Below are 14,507 nucleotides of genomic sequence, written 5' to 3' on the forward strand. Positions count from 1 at the left end.
TCCGTGAGAACCACTCTACCCGTACGGATTGTTTCAAGGCCCCCACTTTTGTAAGGCTCCCTCACGAGCGTGTAACAAAAGGTCTCGATGGGGCGTTTCGTAAGCTGAATGCGCAAATTTTGTAATCACGTCAATCAGTTAAGCGTGTTTCAAGCGGCCAGGAACGCGTCGAAATGGCGGTGGCCTGCCGGGGTGACGCGCAAGATCCGCGGCCGCTCAGTGCGTTCGACCCAGCCATGCGTCGACCACGAATCGAGCAGCGCGGCGCCGAGCGCGCCGCCCAGGTGCGGACGCCGTTCGCTCCAGTCGGGGCAGGTGCAGGCGAAGCGGCGCCGGCGGCTCTTCTGGGCGGACATGTCGATGCCCCACTCGGCGAAGCGGGCGGTGCCGTCGGTAGTGGCTTCGAGCGACGAGCCGTGCAGCGTCAATAGCCCGCGTTCGACCAGCCGCTCGAACACCCGCACCGACAGTTCGCCCGCCATATGGTCGTAGCAGGTGCGGGCGTAGCGCATGTCGACCGGCACGGTGCGCACCGGACGCGGCACGGCCCGTTGCGGCGCGCTGACCTGCGCGACGTTGGCGAGCGCTTCGATGGAGGCAGCGATATCCGGCGAGGCGATCCGGAAATAGCGATGCCGGCCGCGCACTTCGAGCGCGAGCAGGCCGCCGTCTGTCAGACGCGCCAGATGAGCGCTGGCCGCCGACGGCGAGAGCCCGGCGATCATCGTCAGTTCACCGGCCGGGCGGGCGCTGCCGTCCATCAATGACCACAGCATGGCGGCGCGGCCAGGGTCGGCGAGCAGCGCACCGATGCGGCTCAAGCCGGGGAAGTGATTCTGTTCGTCGGTGAGGGTGGTGGGCATCAGGCGTCTCCGGTTGGCGGCGCGGGCAGGGCGCCATGCAGTCCACTGTATCTGGCTGCTGTATTCGATGTTTCAGCTTAGCGTGAATCGTCGAATGCAGTGGCTACGAAAATCCGGCGGGAAGGGCAGGCTAGTGCGTGCTTCGATGAGGCGCTGTTTCTGCGTTTCGGTGCGGCGACGCCGCTTTGGCGTCGCGTTAGCCCGCCAGGCTAAAATCGAACCCTGTCTTTGCAGGAACACGCTGTCATGAAATTTCTTCTTGCCGCCGCTGCCGCAGTTCTGCTGTTCAGCGCGTGTGTGCAGGGCGGTTCCGGCTCGAGTTCGGGTGCGGGCACCGGCAGCATCACGATGTACGGCACGATCGACGAAGGCGTTACGGTCCGCAAGTAAGCGCGAGGCGCGTGCGGCCCCATTTTCAGGTGGGCGAGTGCGGCGACTGGCTGGAATTGATGCATCATTGTCATTCCTGCCACCTCCGGCCATGTGACGATCCAGGCATCGCCACTTTCGCCGTCCGAGGCCTACCGATGCCGCCACCCGCTGCTCCCTCCACCGTTTCTTCCTTTGCCGCCACTCAAACCGGCTCCGGCCACGCCGACCCTCATAGCCGGCGCGCCGCGCGCGTGCTGGCGATCTGCCAGGCGCTCTACACCTCATCGGTCTCGATCGATCTGACCTTGACCGGTCTGGTCGGCTACACACTTGCCGACGACAAGGCGCTCGCGACGCTGCCGTTTTCGCTGATTACCGTCGCCGCCGCACTGACCACCATCTTCGCGTCGTTCCTGATGGCGCGCATCGGACGGCGCGCGGGCTTCATGCTCGGCGCGGGTGTCGGCGCGCTGGGCGGGGCCGTCTCCGTGTGGGCGATCTTTCATCACAGCTTCTGGGCGTTCTGCGCCGGCACGGCGACCGTCGGTGTGTTCCAGGCGTTCGCGCAGTACTACCGGCTGGCGGCCGCGGATGCGGTCGGAATCGAAGGGAAAAGCCGCGCGATTTCGACGGTGCTCACCGGCGGCGTGGTGGCCGCCGTCTGCGGGCCACTTCTTGCCGCATGGAGCAAGGACTGGCTCGCGCCGGTGGCGTTCGCCGGCTCCTATGCGCTTGTCACCGGCTTCGGGCTCGTATCGATCGCCATGCTGGCGCTGCTGTATCGCGACGCCGCACCGTCCGCGAGTGCGGCCGTGACGCACGAACCGGCGCGGCCGCTCGGCGAAATCGTACGGCAGCCGATCTTTGCCGCGGCGCTCGCCAATAACGCGCTCGGCTACGCCGTGATGATGTTCGTGATGACCGCGACGCCGATTGCGGCGGTCGCGTGCGGCCACACGATCGGCGACGGCGCGGCGATCATTCAATGGCACCTCGTCGGCATGTTCGCGCCGTCGCTGATTTCCGCGCGGCTGATCCGGCGCTTCGGCGTGTTGCCGGTGATCGGTGCGGGGATCGTGCTGTCGGCGCTGTGCGGTGTGTTGGCGCTGCGCTCGACCGATCTGCCGCACTTCTACGCGGCGCTCGCATGTCTGGGCGTGGGGTGGAATTTCATGTTCGTCGGCGGCTCGACGCTGCTCGCGCAATCGTACCGGCCGTCCGAGCGGGCCAAGACGCAGGCAACCAGCGAATTCACGACGTTTGCGTTTTCCGCGCTGGGCTCGCTGTTCGCCGGGCAATTGCTGGCGCGCTTCGGCTGGGCGACGATCAATGCCGCGATTTTTCCGCTGCTGGGGTTGGCGGCGTTGGCTACGCTCGGGTATGCGTGGTCGAACAAGCGGCAACTCGCCCAAGGGGTTTCTTGATGGCTGCACGTCATATCGTCTTCGCGGTCGCTCCTGAACTCGTGCTGCTCGATGCGTGCGGGCCGCTTGAGGCGTTCTGGCGCGCAGAGTTGACGATGGCGGCCGCGGCGGGTAAGTCTGGCAACGCTGCCGAGCCGGTCGCCTATCGCACGACGGTCGCGTCGATCGACGGCGGCGTGCTGCAAACCTTTCCCGGCCTGCCGGTCGTCACGCAACGGCTCGATTCGCTCGACGACCAGCCGATCGACACGCTGATCGTCCCCGGCGTCCCGATCGACGAACATTGCACGTTGCAGCCGGAACTTGTCGCGTGGATCAGGCGTCGTGCGCCGGAGGCGCGGCGCGTCTGCTCGGTCTGCACGGGTGCCTTCTATCTGGCTGCGGCGGGCCTGCTCGACGGCCGCCGGGCGACCACCCATTGGCGGGAAGCGCCGCATCTCGCGCGCCGCTTTCCCAGCGTACAGGTCGACGCTGATCCGATCTTTATCCGCGACGTGGGCCATGACGAAGAAAGGCGCGTCGTCTGGACATCGGCGGGCGTGACGGCGGGAATCGATCTGGCATTGGCGCTGATCGAAGAAGATGTCGGCCACGCGGTCGCGATGCAGGCGGCGCGGCGGCTGGTGGTGTTCATGAAGCGGCCCGGCGGCCAGTCGCAATTCAGCGCGGCGTTGGCAGCACAGGCCTCGGCCGGCGGACCGTTCGAGGCGTTGCATAGCTGGATGGCCGGCCATTTGCGAGACGACCTGTCGGTCGAGCGGCTGGCCGAGCGCGCGCAGATGAGTCCGCGGACTTTCGCGCGTCGTTACGTCGACGAGGTTGGTCGCACGCCGGCTAAAACGGTGTCGGCACTGCGGCTGGAGGCGGCCGCGCGGGCGTTGGCGGAGTCGCGCCGGCCGCTGAAGCGGATTGCGCTCGATTGTGGCTTCGGCAGCGAGCAGAATTTGAGGCGCGCCTTTGTGCGGCGCTTCGGCGTATTGCCGCTGGAGTATCGGGAGCGTTTCGAGTCCGCGGTCGTGCCGCAGCGCGCGGCGGTTTCTGCGGTCGTGGCGGCGAGTTAAGCGGGTCTCTAATCGAAAGCTCGACGAAAGCATTGCGCTCGTCCAGGCCGACATTCGGCTACATAACCCCACCCAATCCGCGACGGGGTCAATATTGCGCTCGTATAATCGCCTCCTTTAAATGCGTCCGATTGACCGGAGTCAAGATGAGCACCCCTGCCTTAGCGCCCCTGGACCGTTCCGAAACCACCTTCCGCTTTCTCGCCGAGCCTAGCTCGGTCAACTTCGGCGGCAAGGTGCATGGCGGCGCGTTGATGAAGTGGATCGACGAGACCGCGTACGCGTGCTCGGCGGTGTGGTCGGGGCGCTACTGCGTGACGGTCAGCGTGGGCAATATCCGATTCCGCCGACCGATTCTGGTCGGCAACCTGGTTGAGCTGCGCGCGCGCGTCGTGGCGACGGGGCGTACCAGCATGCACATCCACGTGTCGGTGCAGGCAGGCGATCCGAAGGGCGGCGAGCTGCTGCAAACCACGGACTGCCTGGTGGTGATGGTCGCCGTTAACGAGAACGGCCACCCCGTGCCGGTGCCGGCGTTCGTACCGGAAACAGATGAACAGAAGCGCCTTGCCAGGTACGCGATGGACGTGAAGGAAGCGCTCGACGCGATCGTCGAACTGAAGCCGGAAGAAGTGGCGCAGGGGAAGGTTTAAGGGGCGCCTCGGTCGGCATCGGCACGCCTTGCGGGGACGTGCCGCCGCTTGCCAGGGGCATGCACAACAGGACGCGCGAACATTGCGTCCGCGCAGCCTGCTGTTTGCATTCACGTCAGCCAATCTGCCGGATCGGCCAAGCTCCGGCCGATCCCATCGGCAATCATCCCGCCGAATGCCCGACCATATCCTTCGGCTGCACCCATTCGTCGAACTGCCGTTCGGTGACATAGCCGAGCGCGAGCGCGGACGCCTTCAGCGTCGTGCCTTCCTTGTGCGCCTTCTTCGCAATCTGCGCGGCCTTGTCGTAACCGATGTGCGGATTGAGCGCGGTCACCAGCATCAGCGATTCGTTGAGCAACGTATCGATGCGCTCGCGATTCGGCTCGATGCCCACAGCACAGTTGTCGTTGAAACTGTGCGCGCCGTCCGCGAGCAAACGGACCGATTGCAGCACGTTGTGCGCAATCATCGGTCGGAACACGTTCAACTCGAAGTTGCCGCTCGCACCGCCGATATTCACCGCGACGTCGTTGCCGAACACTTGCGCGCACAGCATCGTCAAGGCTTCGGACTGGGTCGGATTGACCTTGCCCGGCATGATCGAACTGCCTGGTTCGTTCTCCGGAATCGACAGTTCGCCGAGGCCGCAACGCGGGCCGCTCGCGAGCCAACGGATGTCGTTGGCGATCTTGTTCAGGCTCGCCGCCACCGTCTTCAACGCGCCATGCGCGAACACCAGCGCATCGGCCGCGGCCATCACTTCGAATTTGTTGGGCGCGGAGACGAACGGCAAGCCGGTTAGTTTGCCGATCGCCGCCGCCACCTTGTCGGCGAACTGCGGATGCGCGTTCAAACCGGTGCCGACTGCCGTACCGCCCTGGGCGAGTTCGTACAGATGCGGCAGCGCCGATTCCACGTGACGGATGCCGTGATCGAGTTGCGCGACATAGCCTGAAAACTCCTGGCCGAGCGTCAGCGGCGTGGCGTCCTGCAGGTGCGTGCGGCCGATCTTGACGACGTCCGCGAAGGCTTTCGCCTTGCCGTCGAGCGTCTCGCGCAGCGTCTTCAGCGCGGGCAGCAGATGCTTGACGATCGCGTAGGCGGCGGCCACGTGCATCGCCGTCGGAAACACGTCGTTCGACGACTGGCCGCGATTCACATCGTCGTTCGGATGGACCTTGCGGGCTTCGCCGCGCTCGCCGCCGAGCAGCTCGCTCGCGCGATTCGCGATCACCTCGTTGAGGTTCATGTTGGTCTGCGTGCCGGAGCCGGTTTGCCAGACCGCGAGCGGAAATTCTTCAGGGTGCTTGCCGTCGATGATCTCGTCGGCCGCCTGCATGATCGCCTTGGCCTTGTTCTCGTCGAGCACGCCCAGACCCTGGTTGACCTCGGCGGCGGCGCGCTTGATGACGGCCAGCGCGGTGATCAGTTCGGGCGATTGTTTTTCAGACGAAATGCGGAAATTCTGCAGCGAGCGCTGGGTCTGCGCGCCCCATAGACGAGCGTTCGGTACGGCGATTTCACCGAACGTGTCGCGCTCCATTCGTACGTCTTCAGTCATGGTTCAACTCCGCTTTTCAAAGTTCTGCGTTGACAGGCAATAAGGAGAATAGACCCGTTAGCGCGTTCCGGTAAAAACCCGCTTGGGGGTCGAAGATATAGGTACGGCGCGTGCCGTCCTCGACGTCGGTCCAGACGAGCGGCGAGAGGGGCGCGCCGATCGATCGCAGATAGGCGAGTTGCGCCGCGTCGGCGAGCGTGACCTGGTAGCTTGCTTCGGGCGCGATGGCACGTTCGAAGATCTGTGCAACCTGCTCGGCGAGCGCCGGGCTATGGATGACCAGCGTCTGCTCGGTGTTCAGATTGGCCGAGCGCGGATCGAGATTCATCGAGCCGATCACCAGAATCTTGCGGTCGATGACATAAGTCTTTGCGTGCAGGCTGGCTCGCGAGCTGGATCCGGCGAAACCGACACGCCGCGCCTTCTGCTGCGGTTTGAATTCATACAATTCCACGCCCTGTTGCAGCAGCGGCACGCGGAAGGGGCTATAGCCGGCTTGCACCGCTACCGCGTCGGTCGCCGCGAGCGAGTTGGTCAGCACGGCGATGCGTACGCCACGATGCGTCAGTTCGCCGGCTGCCTTGACGCCGCTCTCGTGCGGTACGAAGTAGGGCGAAATAATCAGAAAATCTTTCTGCGCGTCGTGCATCAGCTCGCCCAGTCGCTGCATTGGCGGACTGACGTAGTCCGGCGAGGGATGTTCGATTTTCTCCGGCAAGTCCGCTTTGAATTCGGCCGGCGCCCACGTCAAGCCAAGTTGATCCTGGGCAATCTGCGTGGCGAGCGGCGAAGCGTTCAGCGGTTTCGCGTTGTACGGGTCGGCGTTGGTGCGCCAGTGCTGGCGTAAATCGTCGCGTGTCTGGTCGAGTTCTTTCGCATCGAACTTCTGCTTGTTCAGCGCCCGCAGCGGATAGGCGATGCTGCTGTTCCAGTAGTCGTCGAAACTGGCGGAGACGTCGGCGACTACCGGGCCGGCGGCCAGCACGTCGAGGTCGCGGAACTGCAGCGTTTCGCTCGCGCTGAAATATTCGTCGCCGAGATTGCGGCCGCCGACAATGGCCAACTGGTTGTCGGCGATCATCGACTTGTTGTGCATGCGGCGCGTGAAGTGGCCGATCTGCGTGAACACGTTCGTAGTGCGTTCGAATACGCCTTCCTGCGCGCTGCCGAATGGATTGAAAACGCGGATCTCGATGTTGTCGTGCGAGTTCAGACCCGCCATCGTTTGGTCGATGTCCTTGAAGTTCAGATCGTCGACCAGCATGCGCACTCTCACGCCGCGATCGGCTGCGTAGAGGGCGGCGCCGAGCAGCAGCTTGCCGGTGGTGTCCTCGTTGGCGATGTAGTACTGCATGTCGAGGGTTTTCGTCGCCGCACGTGCGAGCGCAATGCGCATCTGCAAGGCGTCGGTGCCGCTCGACAGTATCCGGAAACCGGACTGATTCGGATGCGCGGCTTCGAGCGGCGCGAGGGCCGTGTGAAGCGGCGTTGTTTCAGTGGCGGGCAGTGCGTGGGTGACCGGACGGTCGAATGCGGTGGCGGGCGGCTTGGTCGCGCAAGCGGTCAGAAATGCCGTTGCGCAGCACAGCAGGAAGAAACGTCTCGTTGTCCTCCAAGGGGTCTTCCTGCGGGGCGTGCTGAACGCGCACGTGCGGTGCGGTGCAGTCTGATCCTGATTTTGATGCCACGACACGCCGGCTCTCCCTTGATTGCACGCTTCTCACGGCGGCAGCGCGTGTAGCGTGCTCACGCTGTCGAGAAATGCATTCTAAGGGGAATCAGGCGTGTGGGCTTTCGATCTTCCGTGTGACTGCGACATGCATCGCGCGGGTGCGCGCGGTTTTGCCAGAGGGCGCATTTTACCGTTCGCGGCACGCTTGCCGGGAAACGATGGTTGCGGGCGCAACCATCCGCGAAATGCCTGGTTCAGGCCAACCTCAGGCCAACCTCAGGCCGGAGTCAGGCCGACCTCAGGCCGACCTCAGGCCGACCTCAGGCCGACCTCAGGCCGAAGGGGCAGGCGGCGTGCCGGGCACAACCGGCACGCGCCGCAAGCTCAGTTTGTGAAAGCGCAGCGTCATCAGAAGCGCAACGCTGGCAAGGCCGGCCGCGAGTCCCCACCACAAACCGCGCGCCCCCAGCCCGAAGTGAAATGCCATCACATAACCAGTCGGAAAGCCGATGACCCAGTACCCGAACGTCGCGGCGATCATCGGCACGCGCGTGTCCTTCAGGCCGCGCAGGCAGCCTGAGCCAACCGTCTGCATGCCGTCGACGATCTGGAAGATCGCGGCCACGCCGAGCAGCGAACTCGCCAACGTCACCGTGGCGGCGTTGGCCGGGTCGTCGAGATGCAGATACAGGCCGACGATCCAGTGCGGCGCGGCGATCAGCACGATGCCCGACAGCGTCATGAAGCCGACGCCGAGCGCGAGCGCGACGAAACCCGCGTGGCGTGCGGCAAGCGGCTGGCCGGCGCCGGACCAGTAGCCGATCCGCACATTGGCTGCCTGACCGATCGCGAGCGGCACCATGAAGGCCACCGAGGCGACGTTCAAGGCGATCTGATGCGCGGCCAGTTGCGATTCGCCGAGCAGGCCGACCATCAGGCCGGTGGCGAGGAACAGCGTCGATTCGACGCCATAGGTGATCGCGACCGGCCAGCCGATGCCGAACAACTCGCCCATTAGCGGCACGTTCGGCCGCGTCGCGACGACGAAATGCTTATAGCGTGGCCGCAGATGCAACAAGGCCATCAGCACGAGCGCGCTCAGCCAGACGGTGATCGAGGTGGCCGCCGCCGAACCGAGAAAGCCCAAGCGAGGCAGTCCGTGGACGCCGTGAATCAGCCCGTAGTTGAGAAAGCCGTTGACGAACACGCTGACGAGCGACACCCACAGGAGCCGCTTGGCCGCGCCGATGGCCGGCAGAAACGAGCGCATCAGGCCGACGCCGATCAGACTGCCGAGCGAGCCCCAGCGCAGCACCGCCGCGTATTCGCCGACGTTGTGCGCGAGCAGCGCGGGTTCGCCGAAGGCCAGCAGGATCGGCGTGGCGAACGACAGCAGGAAGAATGCGGGCACCGACAGCAGCACCGACAACACGAGGCCGGTCCAATAGATATGCGGCACGCGGCCTTCGTCCTGCGCGCCGCGTGCATGCGACACGCTCACGCTCACGGAGGTGAGCACGCCCTGCAGCAACGTGACCACGACGAAGAACAGGTTGGCGCCGAGGCCGCCGGCGGCGAGCGCGTCGGGGCCGAGCGAGCCGAGCAGGATCGTGTCGGTGACGCCCATCGCCATTTGCGACAGTTGCGCGATGGCGAGCGGCGCGGCGAGCCTGGCGGTGTCGGCGGCGTGGCGGGTCAGGGTCGGCGGCCGGGCGGCCACCCGGGTGAAGCCGGATTGAGTCATGGAGCGCTTGGAAGCGGAAGGGGCGACAGCGTGGCGGAGGGCGCAGCCCGGCCGATTCGCGGGGCTTGCGTGCTGCCGGTGAGGCGGCGAAATGCGGTGGCTCACCGGAGCGTAGGGCGGCTGTCAGCCGATTGTTTGTCTGTCGAAACTGACAGCTTATTGCTTAGGCGCGGGGATGTCGATGGAAGAGGCACGATTTTGGTGCGTGCGGTCCCCCGAGTTTTCGGACTTGGCGCGTCAAGCCTCGTGCACCGCGATGCGCGTATCGCCCAGCAGCACGACCTGGCCCGCGCGGATTTTGCAGGTTTTACGCGTTTCGACCCGGCCGTCGACGGTCACCGCGCCGTCCGCGACCATCATTTTTGCCGACCCGCCGCTGTCCGCAAGCCCCGTTATCTTCAGGAGATTGTGCAGTTCGACGTAGTCGCCGGTCAGTGTGAAATCGAGGTTGGGCATGGCGTTTGCGCCTTGAAGCAAAGGGTTCGCATGATAAGCCAGAAGCTTGCCCTGAATGAATAGTCCCCGTGCTCCCGGACCGGATTCGGGCGATTGCAAGCAGATGTTATGTAGTTGTCAGAAAATGAAACGTTCCGTAACACGGGTCGCATATCACGAACTTCACTCGTAAAGTGCGGGTCTGTAGGAAAGGTTGCTGGATTTTTCCAGCGACGAATAGACCGGGCGAGGTGCACATGGCATGAAGCACACGTCAATGTGCCGCGCCGGTTACGGCGCCCGCGTCACAACAACCTTAGAGAGGATTTAGCCATGACTCAGATTCGTACGCTCCTGATCGGTACCGCCCTGACTGCTTTTGCTGCTACCGCGGCGTTCGCGCAGACCGCGCAACCGGCCGCCGGCGTGAACGGCCAGGCACAGGTCCAGGCCCAAGGCGCCGATGTCGCACCCGCAGCACCGGCCGCGCAAGGTGTGCAGCCGGTGACACCGGCGCCGACGCGTCTGACGGCATCGGGCTCGACCGATCCGCTGGTCCAGAAACGCGACGCCAACGCACAGGCTAACGCCGAATACAAGGCGTCGAAGAAGGCGTCCAAGGCGGAATTGGCGCAGCAGCAAAAGGCTGCCAAGTCGCAGTACAAGGAGCAGGTGCGCGACGCCAAGATCAACCAGAAGGCGGACAAACAGACAGCCAACAACGAAATGAAGATGAACATGCAAGGTCAGGCGTCCGATCAGGACAATGGCGCCGACGTGAAGCACTAAGCCAGAGTTCTTCTGAAACACAAGGCGCTTCGACAACAAGCTTAGCCGTTGCCTCAGCCAACCTTGCTGTGGGGCTTCGTCAAAGTCTCGCAGTGCCTTCGCGAAGAAATGGCCCGGAGCGCGTAAGCGCCCGGGCCATTTCTTTTGGGGGCGGCAGGGAAAAAAGGGTCGCTTGTCTCCGATACTTGTATGGATATACAGTATGCGTCGCCGCGTCAATTCCACCTCAGGCCCGAATCCACTGTGCTCTCCGTCGCTGAATCTTCGCCACCGTCTGCTTCCGGTACCGATGCCGATACTGCCGCCTGGCTGGCAAAGCTCAACGACGCGCAACGCGACGCCGTCGAATACGGCGCCGACAGTCCCGACGCGCCGCCGGGCGCGCTGCTGGTGATCGCGGGGGCCGGCTCCGGCAAGACCAACACGCTGGCGCACCGGGTCGCCAATCTGGTGGTGAAGGGCGCCGACCCGCGCCGTATTCTGCTGCTCACTTTCTCACGCCGCGCCGCGCTCGAAATGACCCGCCGCGTCACGCGCATCGCTGGTGCGGCGCTCGGTACGCGGGCTGCGCTGGCGCAAGGGCTGACCTGGTCAGGGACCTTCCATAGCGTCGGCGCGCGGCTTTTGCGCGAATACGCCGACCTGATCGGCCTCGCGCCCGCCTTCACGATCAACGACCGCGAGGATTCCGCCGACCTGATGAATCTCGTGCGCCACGAGCTCGGTTTGTCGGCGAAAGAGCGGCGCTTCCCAGCCAAGGGCACCTGCTTTGCGATCTATTCGCGCGTGGTGAACACCGGTGCGTCGCTTGCCGACGTGCTCAACAGCGCGTTTCCGTGGTGCCGCGAGTGGGAAGCCGATCTGCGCATGCTGTTCGCCGCGTACGTCGAAGCCAAGCAGAAGCAGAGCGTGCTCGACTACGACGACCTGCTGCTCTACTGGTCGCATATGGCCGCGGAGCCGGCGATCGCGGCTGATCTGTCGGCGCGCTTCGATCACGTTCTGGTCGATGAGTATCAGGACACCAACCGCCTGCAGGCGTCGATCCTGCTCGCGCTGAAACCCGACGGCCGCGGCTTGACCGTGGTCGGCGACGACGCCCAGTCGATCTATTCGTTTCGCGGCGCGACCGTGCGCAACATTCTCGACTTCCCGGCGCACTTCAATCCGCCCGCGCGGCAGATCACGCTCGAGCGCAACTACCGCTCGACCGGGCCGATTCTGGCGGCGTCGAATGCGGTGATCGAGCTCGCCTGCGAGCGCTACACGAAGAATCTGTGGACCAACAAAGCGTCGGCGCAGCGCCCGCGTCTGGTGACGGTCGCCGACGAAGCGGATCAGGCGCGCTATATCGTCGAACAGGTGCTCGAAGCGCGCGAGCAGGGTATGAAGCTCAAGTCACAGGCCGTGCTGTTTCGCGCCGCGCATCACAGCGCCGCGCTCGAAATCGAACTGACCCGGCGCAACATTCCGTTCGTGAAGTTCGGCGGCCTGAAGTTTCTCGATTCGGTGCACGTCAAAGATGTGCTCGCCGTGCTGCGCTGGGCAGAGAATCCGCGCGACCGTGTCGCGGGTTTTCGCGTCGTGCAATTGCTGCCAGGCATCGGTCCCGCCACTGCCGCGAAGGTGCTGGACGAGGTCGTGGCCCGCGCGGGCGCCGGCAATCCGGCCGATTTCACCCATAGCGCCGGTGGCGCGCTGGCCGCCTTTGCGCCGCCCGCTCGCGCGCAGGAGGACTGGCATCCGTTCGTCAAGCTGATGTCGAGCGTGTACGGCCGGCAGACGCCGTGGCCGGCGGAGTTCGAAATGGTGCGGCGCTGGTACGAGCCTCATCTCGAGCGCAACCATGAGGACGCGGCGATCCGTCATGCGGACGTGCTGCAGATGGAAAGCATCGCGGGCACCTATGCGTCGCGCGAACGCTTCCTGACTGAGCTGACACTCGATCCACCCGACGCGACCAGCGACGAATCCGGCGTGCCGCTGATCGACGAGGACTACCTGATCCTGTCCACGATTCATTCGGCGAAAGGGCAGGAGTGGCGCAACGTGTTCGTGCTGAATGGCGTCGACGGTTGCATTCCATCCGATCTCGGCACCGGCAGCGAAGAGGAAATCGACGAGGAACGCCGCCTGTTATACGTGGCGATGACGCGCGCGAAGGAAGACCTGCATATCGTCGTGCCGCAGCGCTTTTACGTGCACAACCAGACCCATATGGGCGACCGTCACGTGTGGGCATCGCGCACGCGGTTCATTCCGGCGCATCTGATGCCCTTGTTCGACGCCTACGCCTGGCCGCGCGTGCCGTTGCCGAGCGCGCCGACAGCGGCGGGATTGGCCGCGGCAGCGCAAGCGAAGATCGAGATTGGGGCGAAGCTCAGAAAAATGTGGGATTGAACCTGCTTTTACCGTGACTGCCGTTGTTGTTGCTGTTGCGGCACCGGCCGTGGCGGCACAAAGAAATTGCGCAGCCAGGCGGCGAGGCGTGAGAACACGTCATACGGTTCTTCGACGAAAATCTCCGGCTTCAGCAGGCGCAAATACTCCATGATCTGCTGCGCTTCCTGCTTCTGGAACGAGCCGTGCGAAATGCCCAGGCGCAGCAGTCCGCGCAGTTCGCCGAGCTTTTCGCGCGCAGTGCTGCCCACGCTCGTTTCGCACGCTACTTTGGCTTCGTAGACGCGCTGACGCAGCGATTCCACCAGACGCCAGGCCGGCGTCTGCATGACTTCCTCGAGCGCCTGGATGTCCTGCGCGGCGCTCTTGATCTGCGCCGCGAGCGGATCGATCAACGCCGCGTCGCCTTCCGCTTCCTTGACGATGGCAGCGGCCCAGTCGCGGCACTGCTTGGCGAGCTCTTCCGGCGTCCATTCCGAACGGGCTGCAAAGCCGAAACCGAATTCCCCCGCCTGCCTCATCAGGATCGCGACGACGTCCGGGAATTCCTTGTCCAGCGTGCGTTTCGCCCATGCGTACTGGCCGCCCTGCAACATCCGCTGAACCGCGTGTTCGGTTAGCGGCACCATGTTGTCGAGCAGCTTGGCGCGCAAAAAGTCCTCAAACGACGGCGTCGCGAACTGCGGATCGAGCTTCAGCGAAACCCGCAGAAATGCGTCGAAGTCCTTGCGTAGCGTCGCAATGGTCTCGTCTTTGAGTGTGAGGGTGATCTGACCCATGTGTTATCCCGTTTGGTCCTGCCGCGCTGCTTCGTCATGTCGGCGTTCGCGCACGGACCCCGTGAGACGCGACGCCTATGCCGGCGCGGTTGATTGCTGCCTGTTGCCGCGTAACCAGCGGGACGTATCCCGACGAGCGGACCTCGACATCTTATCGGCGGATTCACGGAAAACTTAAGGGTGCGCGAGGCGCCGGCGGCGGCTTTAGAGGAATGCGTCGCCTGCGAGGGCAGCGCATGGCGGGTGCCACCCCGTGCCGAGCCCGCCGCGCCTGGCGCCTATGGCAATCTGGGCGCCGTTTGCACGCGATGTAGGCGTCGAACAGCGCCTATTTAAGCACAACGCCTTGCCAGACAAAAAAGACTGTCAGGCCGACCGCGATGGTCAGGAGCGGTCGGCGCGTGAGCGCGCTGACTACGATGGCGGCCAGCGCCCCGACCAGTTGCGGATTGCGCCAGGTCAGTTCGGCGCCGGCGCCGTGCGGCGAGACCGCCATCGGGACGATGATCGCCGTCAGCACGGTAACGGGCACGAAGCCGAGCGCGGTGCGCACGAGCGGCGGAAACACCAGCCGGTCGCCGAGCACGAAGACGGCGGCGCGGATCACCCACGTAATGGCGGCCATGCCGAGGATCAGAACGACGTAGTTCATCGCGACGCCTCCATGGTTTCCCTTGAGGTTTTCCGCGGGGCTTCCCGGTGGGGGCCCTGTGAGGTTTCGCGCGAAGCTGCTCGCGAGGAATCGTGATTT

At 64.5% G+C, this 14,507-nt stretch carries 13 protein-coding genes; 6 read left to right on the forward strand and 7 right to left on the reverse strand.

Annotation, left to right across the window (positions count from 1 at the left end; all coding sequences use genetic code 11):
- Positions 1 to 149 precede the first annotated feature (149 nt).
- Complete coding sequence (locus M0D64_RS14510; RefSeq protein ID WP_266258204.1) at positions 150 to 863, reverse strand: helix-turn-helix transcriptional regulator; 714 nt, start codon at positions 861 to 863, stop codon at positions 150 to 152.
- 246 nt (positions 864 to 1,109) lie between these two features.
- Here M0D64_RS14510 and M0D64_RS14515 point away from each other — a divergent pair, with 246 nt between their 5' ends.
- The 4 genes from M0D64_RS14515 (at position 1,110) to M0D64_RS14530 (ending at position 4,373) form a co-directional block, all read left to right on the forward strand.
- Positions 1,110 to 1,253: a hypothetical protein gene (locus M0D64_RS14515; RefSeq protein WP_266258206.1), complete on the forward strand. Its 144-nt coding sequence runs from the start codon at positions 1,110 to 1,112 to the stop codon at positions 1,251 to 1,253.
- A gap of 137 nt (positions 1,254 to 1,390) precedes the next feature.
- Positions 1,391 to 2,659 (forward strand): MFS transporter, encoded by a 1,269-nt coding sequence (locus M0D64_RS14520; protein WP_266258207.1) that lies wholly within the window; start codon positions 1,391 to 1,393, stop codon positions 2,657 to 2,659.
- A complete protein-coding gene (locus tag M0D64_RS14525; RefSeq protein ID WP_266258208.1) occupies positions 2,659 to 3,720 on the forward strand; it encodes a GlxA family transcriptional regulator in 1,062 nt (353 codons plus the stop codon). Before M0D64_RS14520 ends, M0D64_RS14525 begins: the two co-directional genes overlap by 1 nt.
- A gap of 146 nt (positions 3,721 to 3,866) precedes the next feature.
- A complete protein-coding gene (locus M0D64_RS14530) occupies positions 3,867 to 4,373 on the forward strand; it encodes an acyl-CoA thioesterase (protein ID WP_154560622.1) in 507 nt (168 codons plus the stop codon).
- Positions 4,374 to 4,536: 163 nt separating this feature from the next.
- Here M0D64_RS14530 and fumC read toward each other — a convergent pair whose 3' ends face one another.
- The 4 genes from fumC to M0D64_RS14550 form a co-directional block, all read right to left on the reverse strand.
- Entirely contained in the window at positions 4,537 to 5,937 is a 1,401-nt protein-coding gene (gene fumC, locus M0D64_RS14535) for a class II fumarate hydratase (protein ID WP_266258210.1), read from the reverse strand.
- A 16-nt stretch (positions 5,938 to 5,953) separates the two neighbouring features.
- The gene (locus M0D64_RS14540) at positions 5,954 to 7,528 is read right to left on the reverse strand and encodes a phospholipase D family protein (RefSeq protein ID WP_266258295.1); all 1,575 of its coding nucleotides are present in this window, start codon (positions 7,526 to 7,528) and stop codon (positions 5,954 to 5,956) included.
- A 412-nt stretch (positions 7,529 to 7,940) separates the two neighbouring features.
- A complete protein-coding gene (locus tag M0D64_RS14545; RefSeq protein WP_266258211.1) occupies positions 7,941 to 9,353 on the reverse strand; it encodes an MATE family efflux transporter in 1,413 nt (470 codons plus the stop codon).
- A gap of 237 nt (positions 9,354 to 9,590) precedes the next feature.
- The gene (locus M0D64_RS14550; RefSeq protein ID WP_011489423.1) at positions 9,591 to 9,809 is read right to left on the reverse strand and encodes an RNA-binding S4 domain-containing protein; all 219 of its coding nucleotides are present in this window, start codon (positions 9,807 to 9,809) and stop codon (positions 9,591 to 9,593) included.
- A gap of 312 nt (positions 9,810 to 10,121) precedes the next feature.
- Between M0D64_RS14550 and M0D64_RS14555 the strand changes: the two genes are divergently transcribed.
- Both M0D64_RS14555 and M0D64_RS14560 read left to right on the forward strand, forming a co-directional pair.
- Positions 10,122 to 10,577 (forward strand): hypothetical protein, encoded by a 456-nt coding sequence (locus M0D64_RS14555; protein ID WP_266258213.1) that lies wholly within the window; start codon positions 10,122 to 10,124, stop codon positions 10,575 to 10,577.
- A 189-nt stretch (positions 10,578 to 10,766) separates the two neighbouring features.
- Entirely contained in the window at positions 10,767 to 12,977 is a 2,211-nt protein-coding gene (locus M0D64_RS14560) for an ATP-dependent helicase (protein ID WP_266258214.1), read from the forward strand.
- An 8-nt stretch (positions 12,978 to 12,985) separates the two neighbouring features.
- Here M0D64_RS14560 and M0D64_RS14565 read toward each other — a convergent pair whose 3' ends face one another.
- Both M0D64_RS14565 and M0D64_RS14570 read right to left on the reverse strand, forming a co-directional pair.
- Positions 12,986 to 13,756, reverse strand: a complete 771-nt coding sequence (locus M0D64_RS14565) for a DUF4088 family protein (protein WP_154560627.1) — start codon at positions 13,754 to 13,756, stop codon at positions 12,986 to 12,988.
- 328 nt (positions 13,757 to 14,084) lie between these two features.
- On the reverse strand, positions 14,085 to 14,408 hold the full coding sequence (locus M0D64_RS14570; protein WP_154560628.1) for an AzlD domain-containing protein: 324 nt from the start codon (positions 14,406 to 14,408) through the stop codon (positions 14,085 to 14,087).
- Positions 14,409 to 14,507: the final 99 nt, after the last annotated feature.

The sequence above is a fragment of the Paraburkholderia sp. WS6 genome (assembly GCF_030464835.1).
Lineage (GTDB): Bacteria > Pseudomonadota > Gammaproteobacteria > Burkholderiales > Burkholderiaceae > Paraburkholderia > Paraburkholderia madseniana.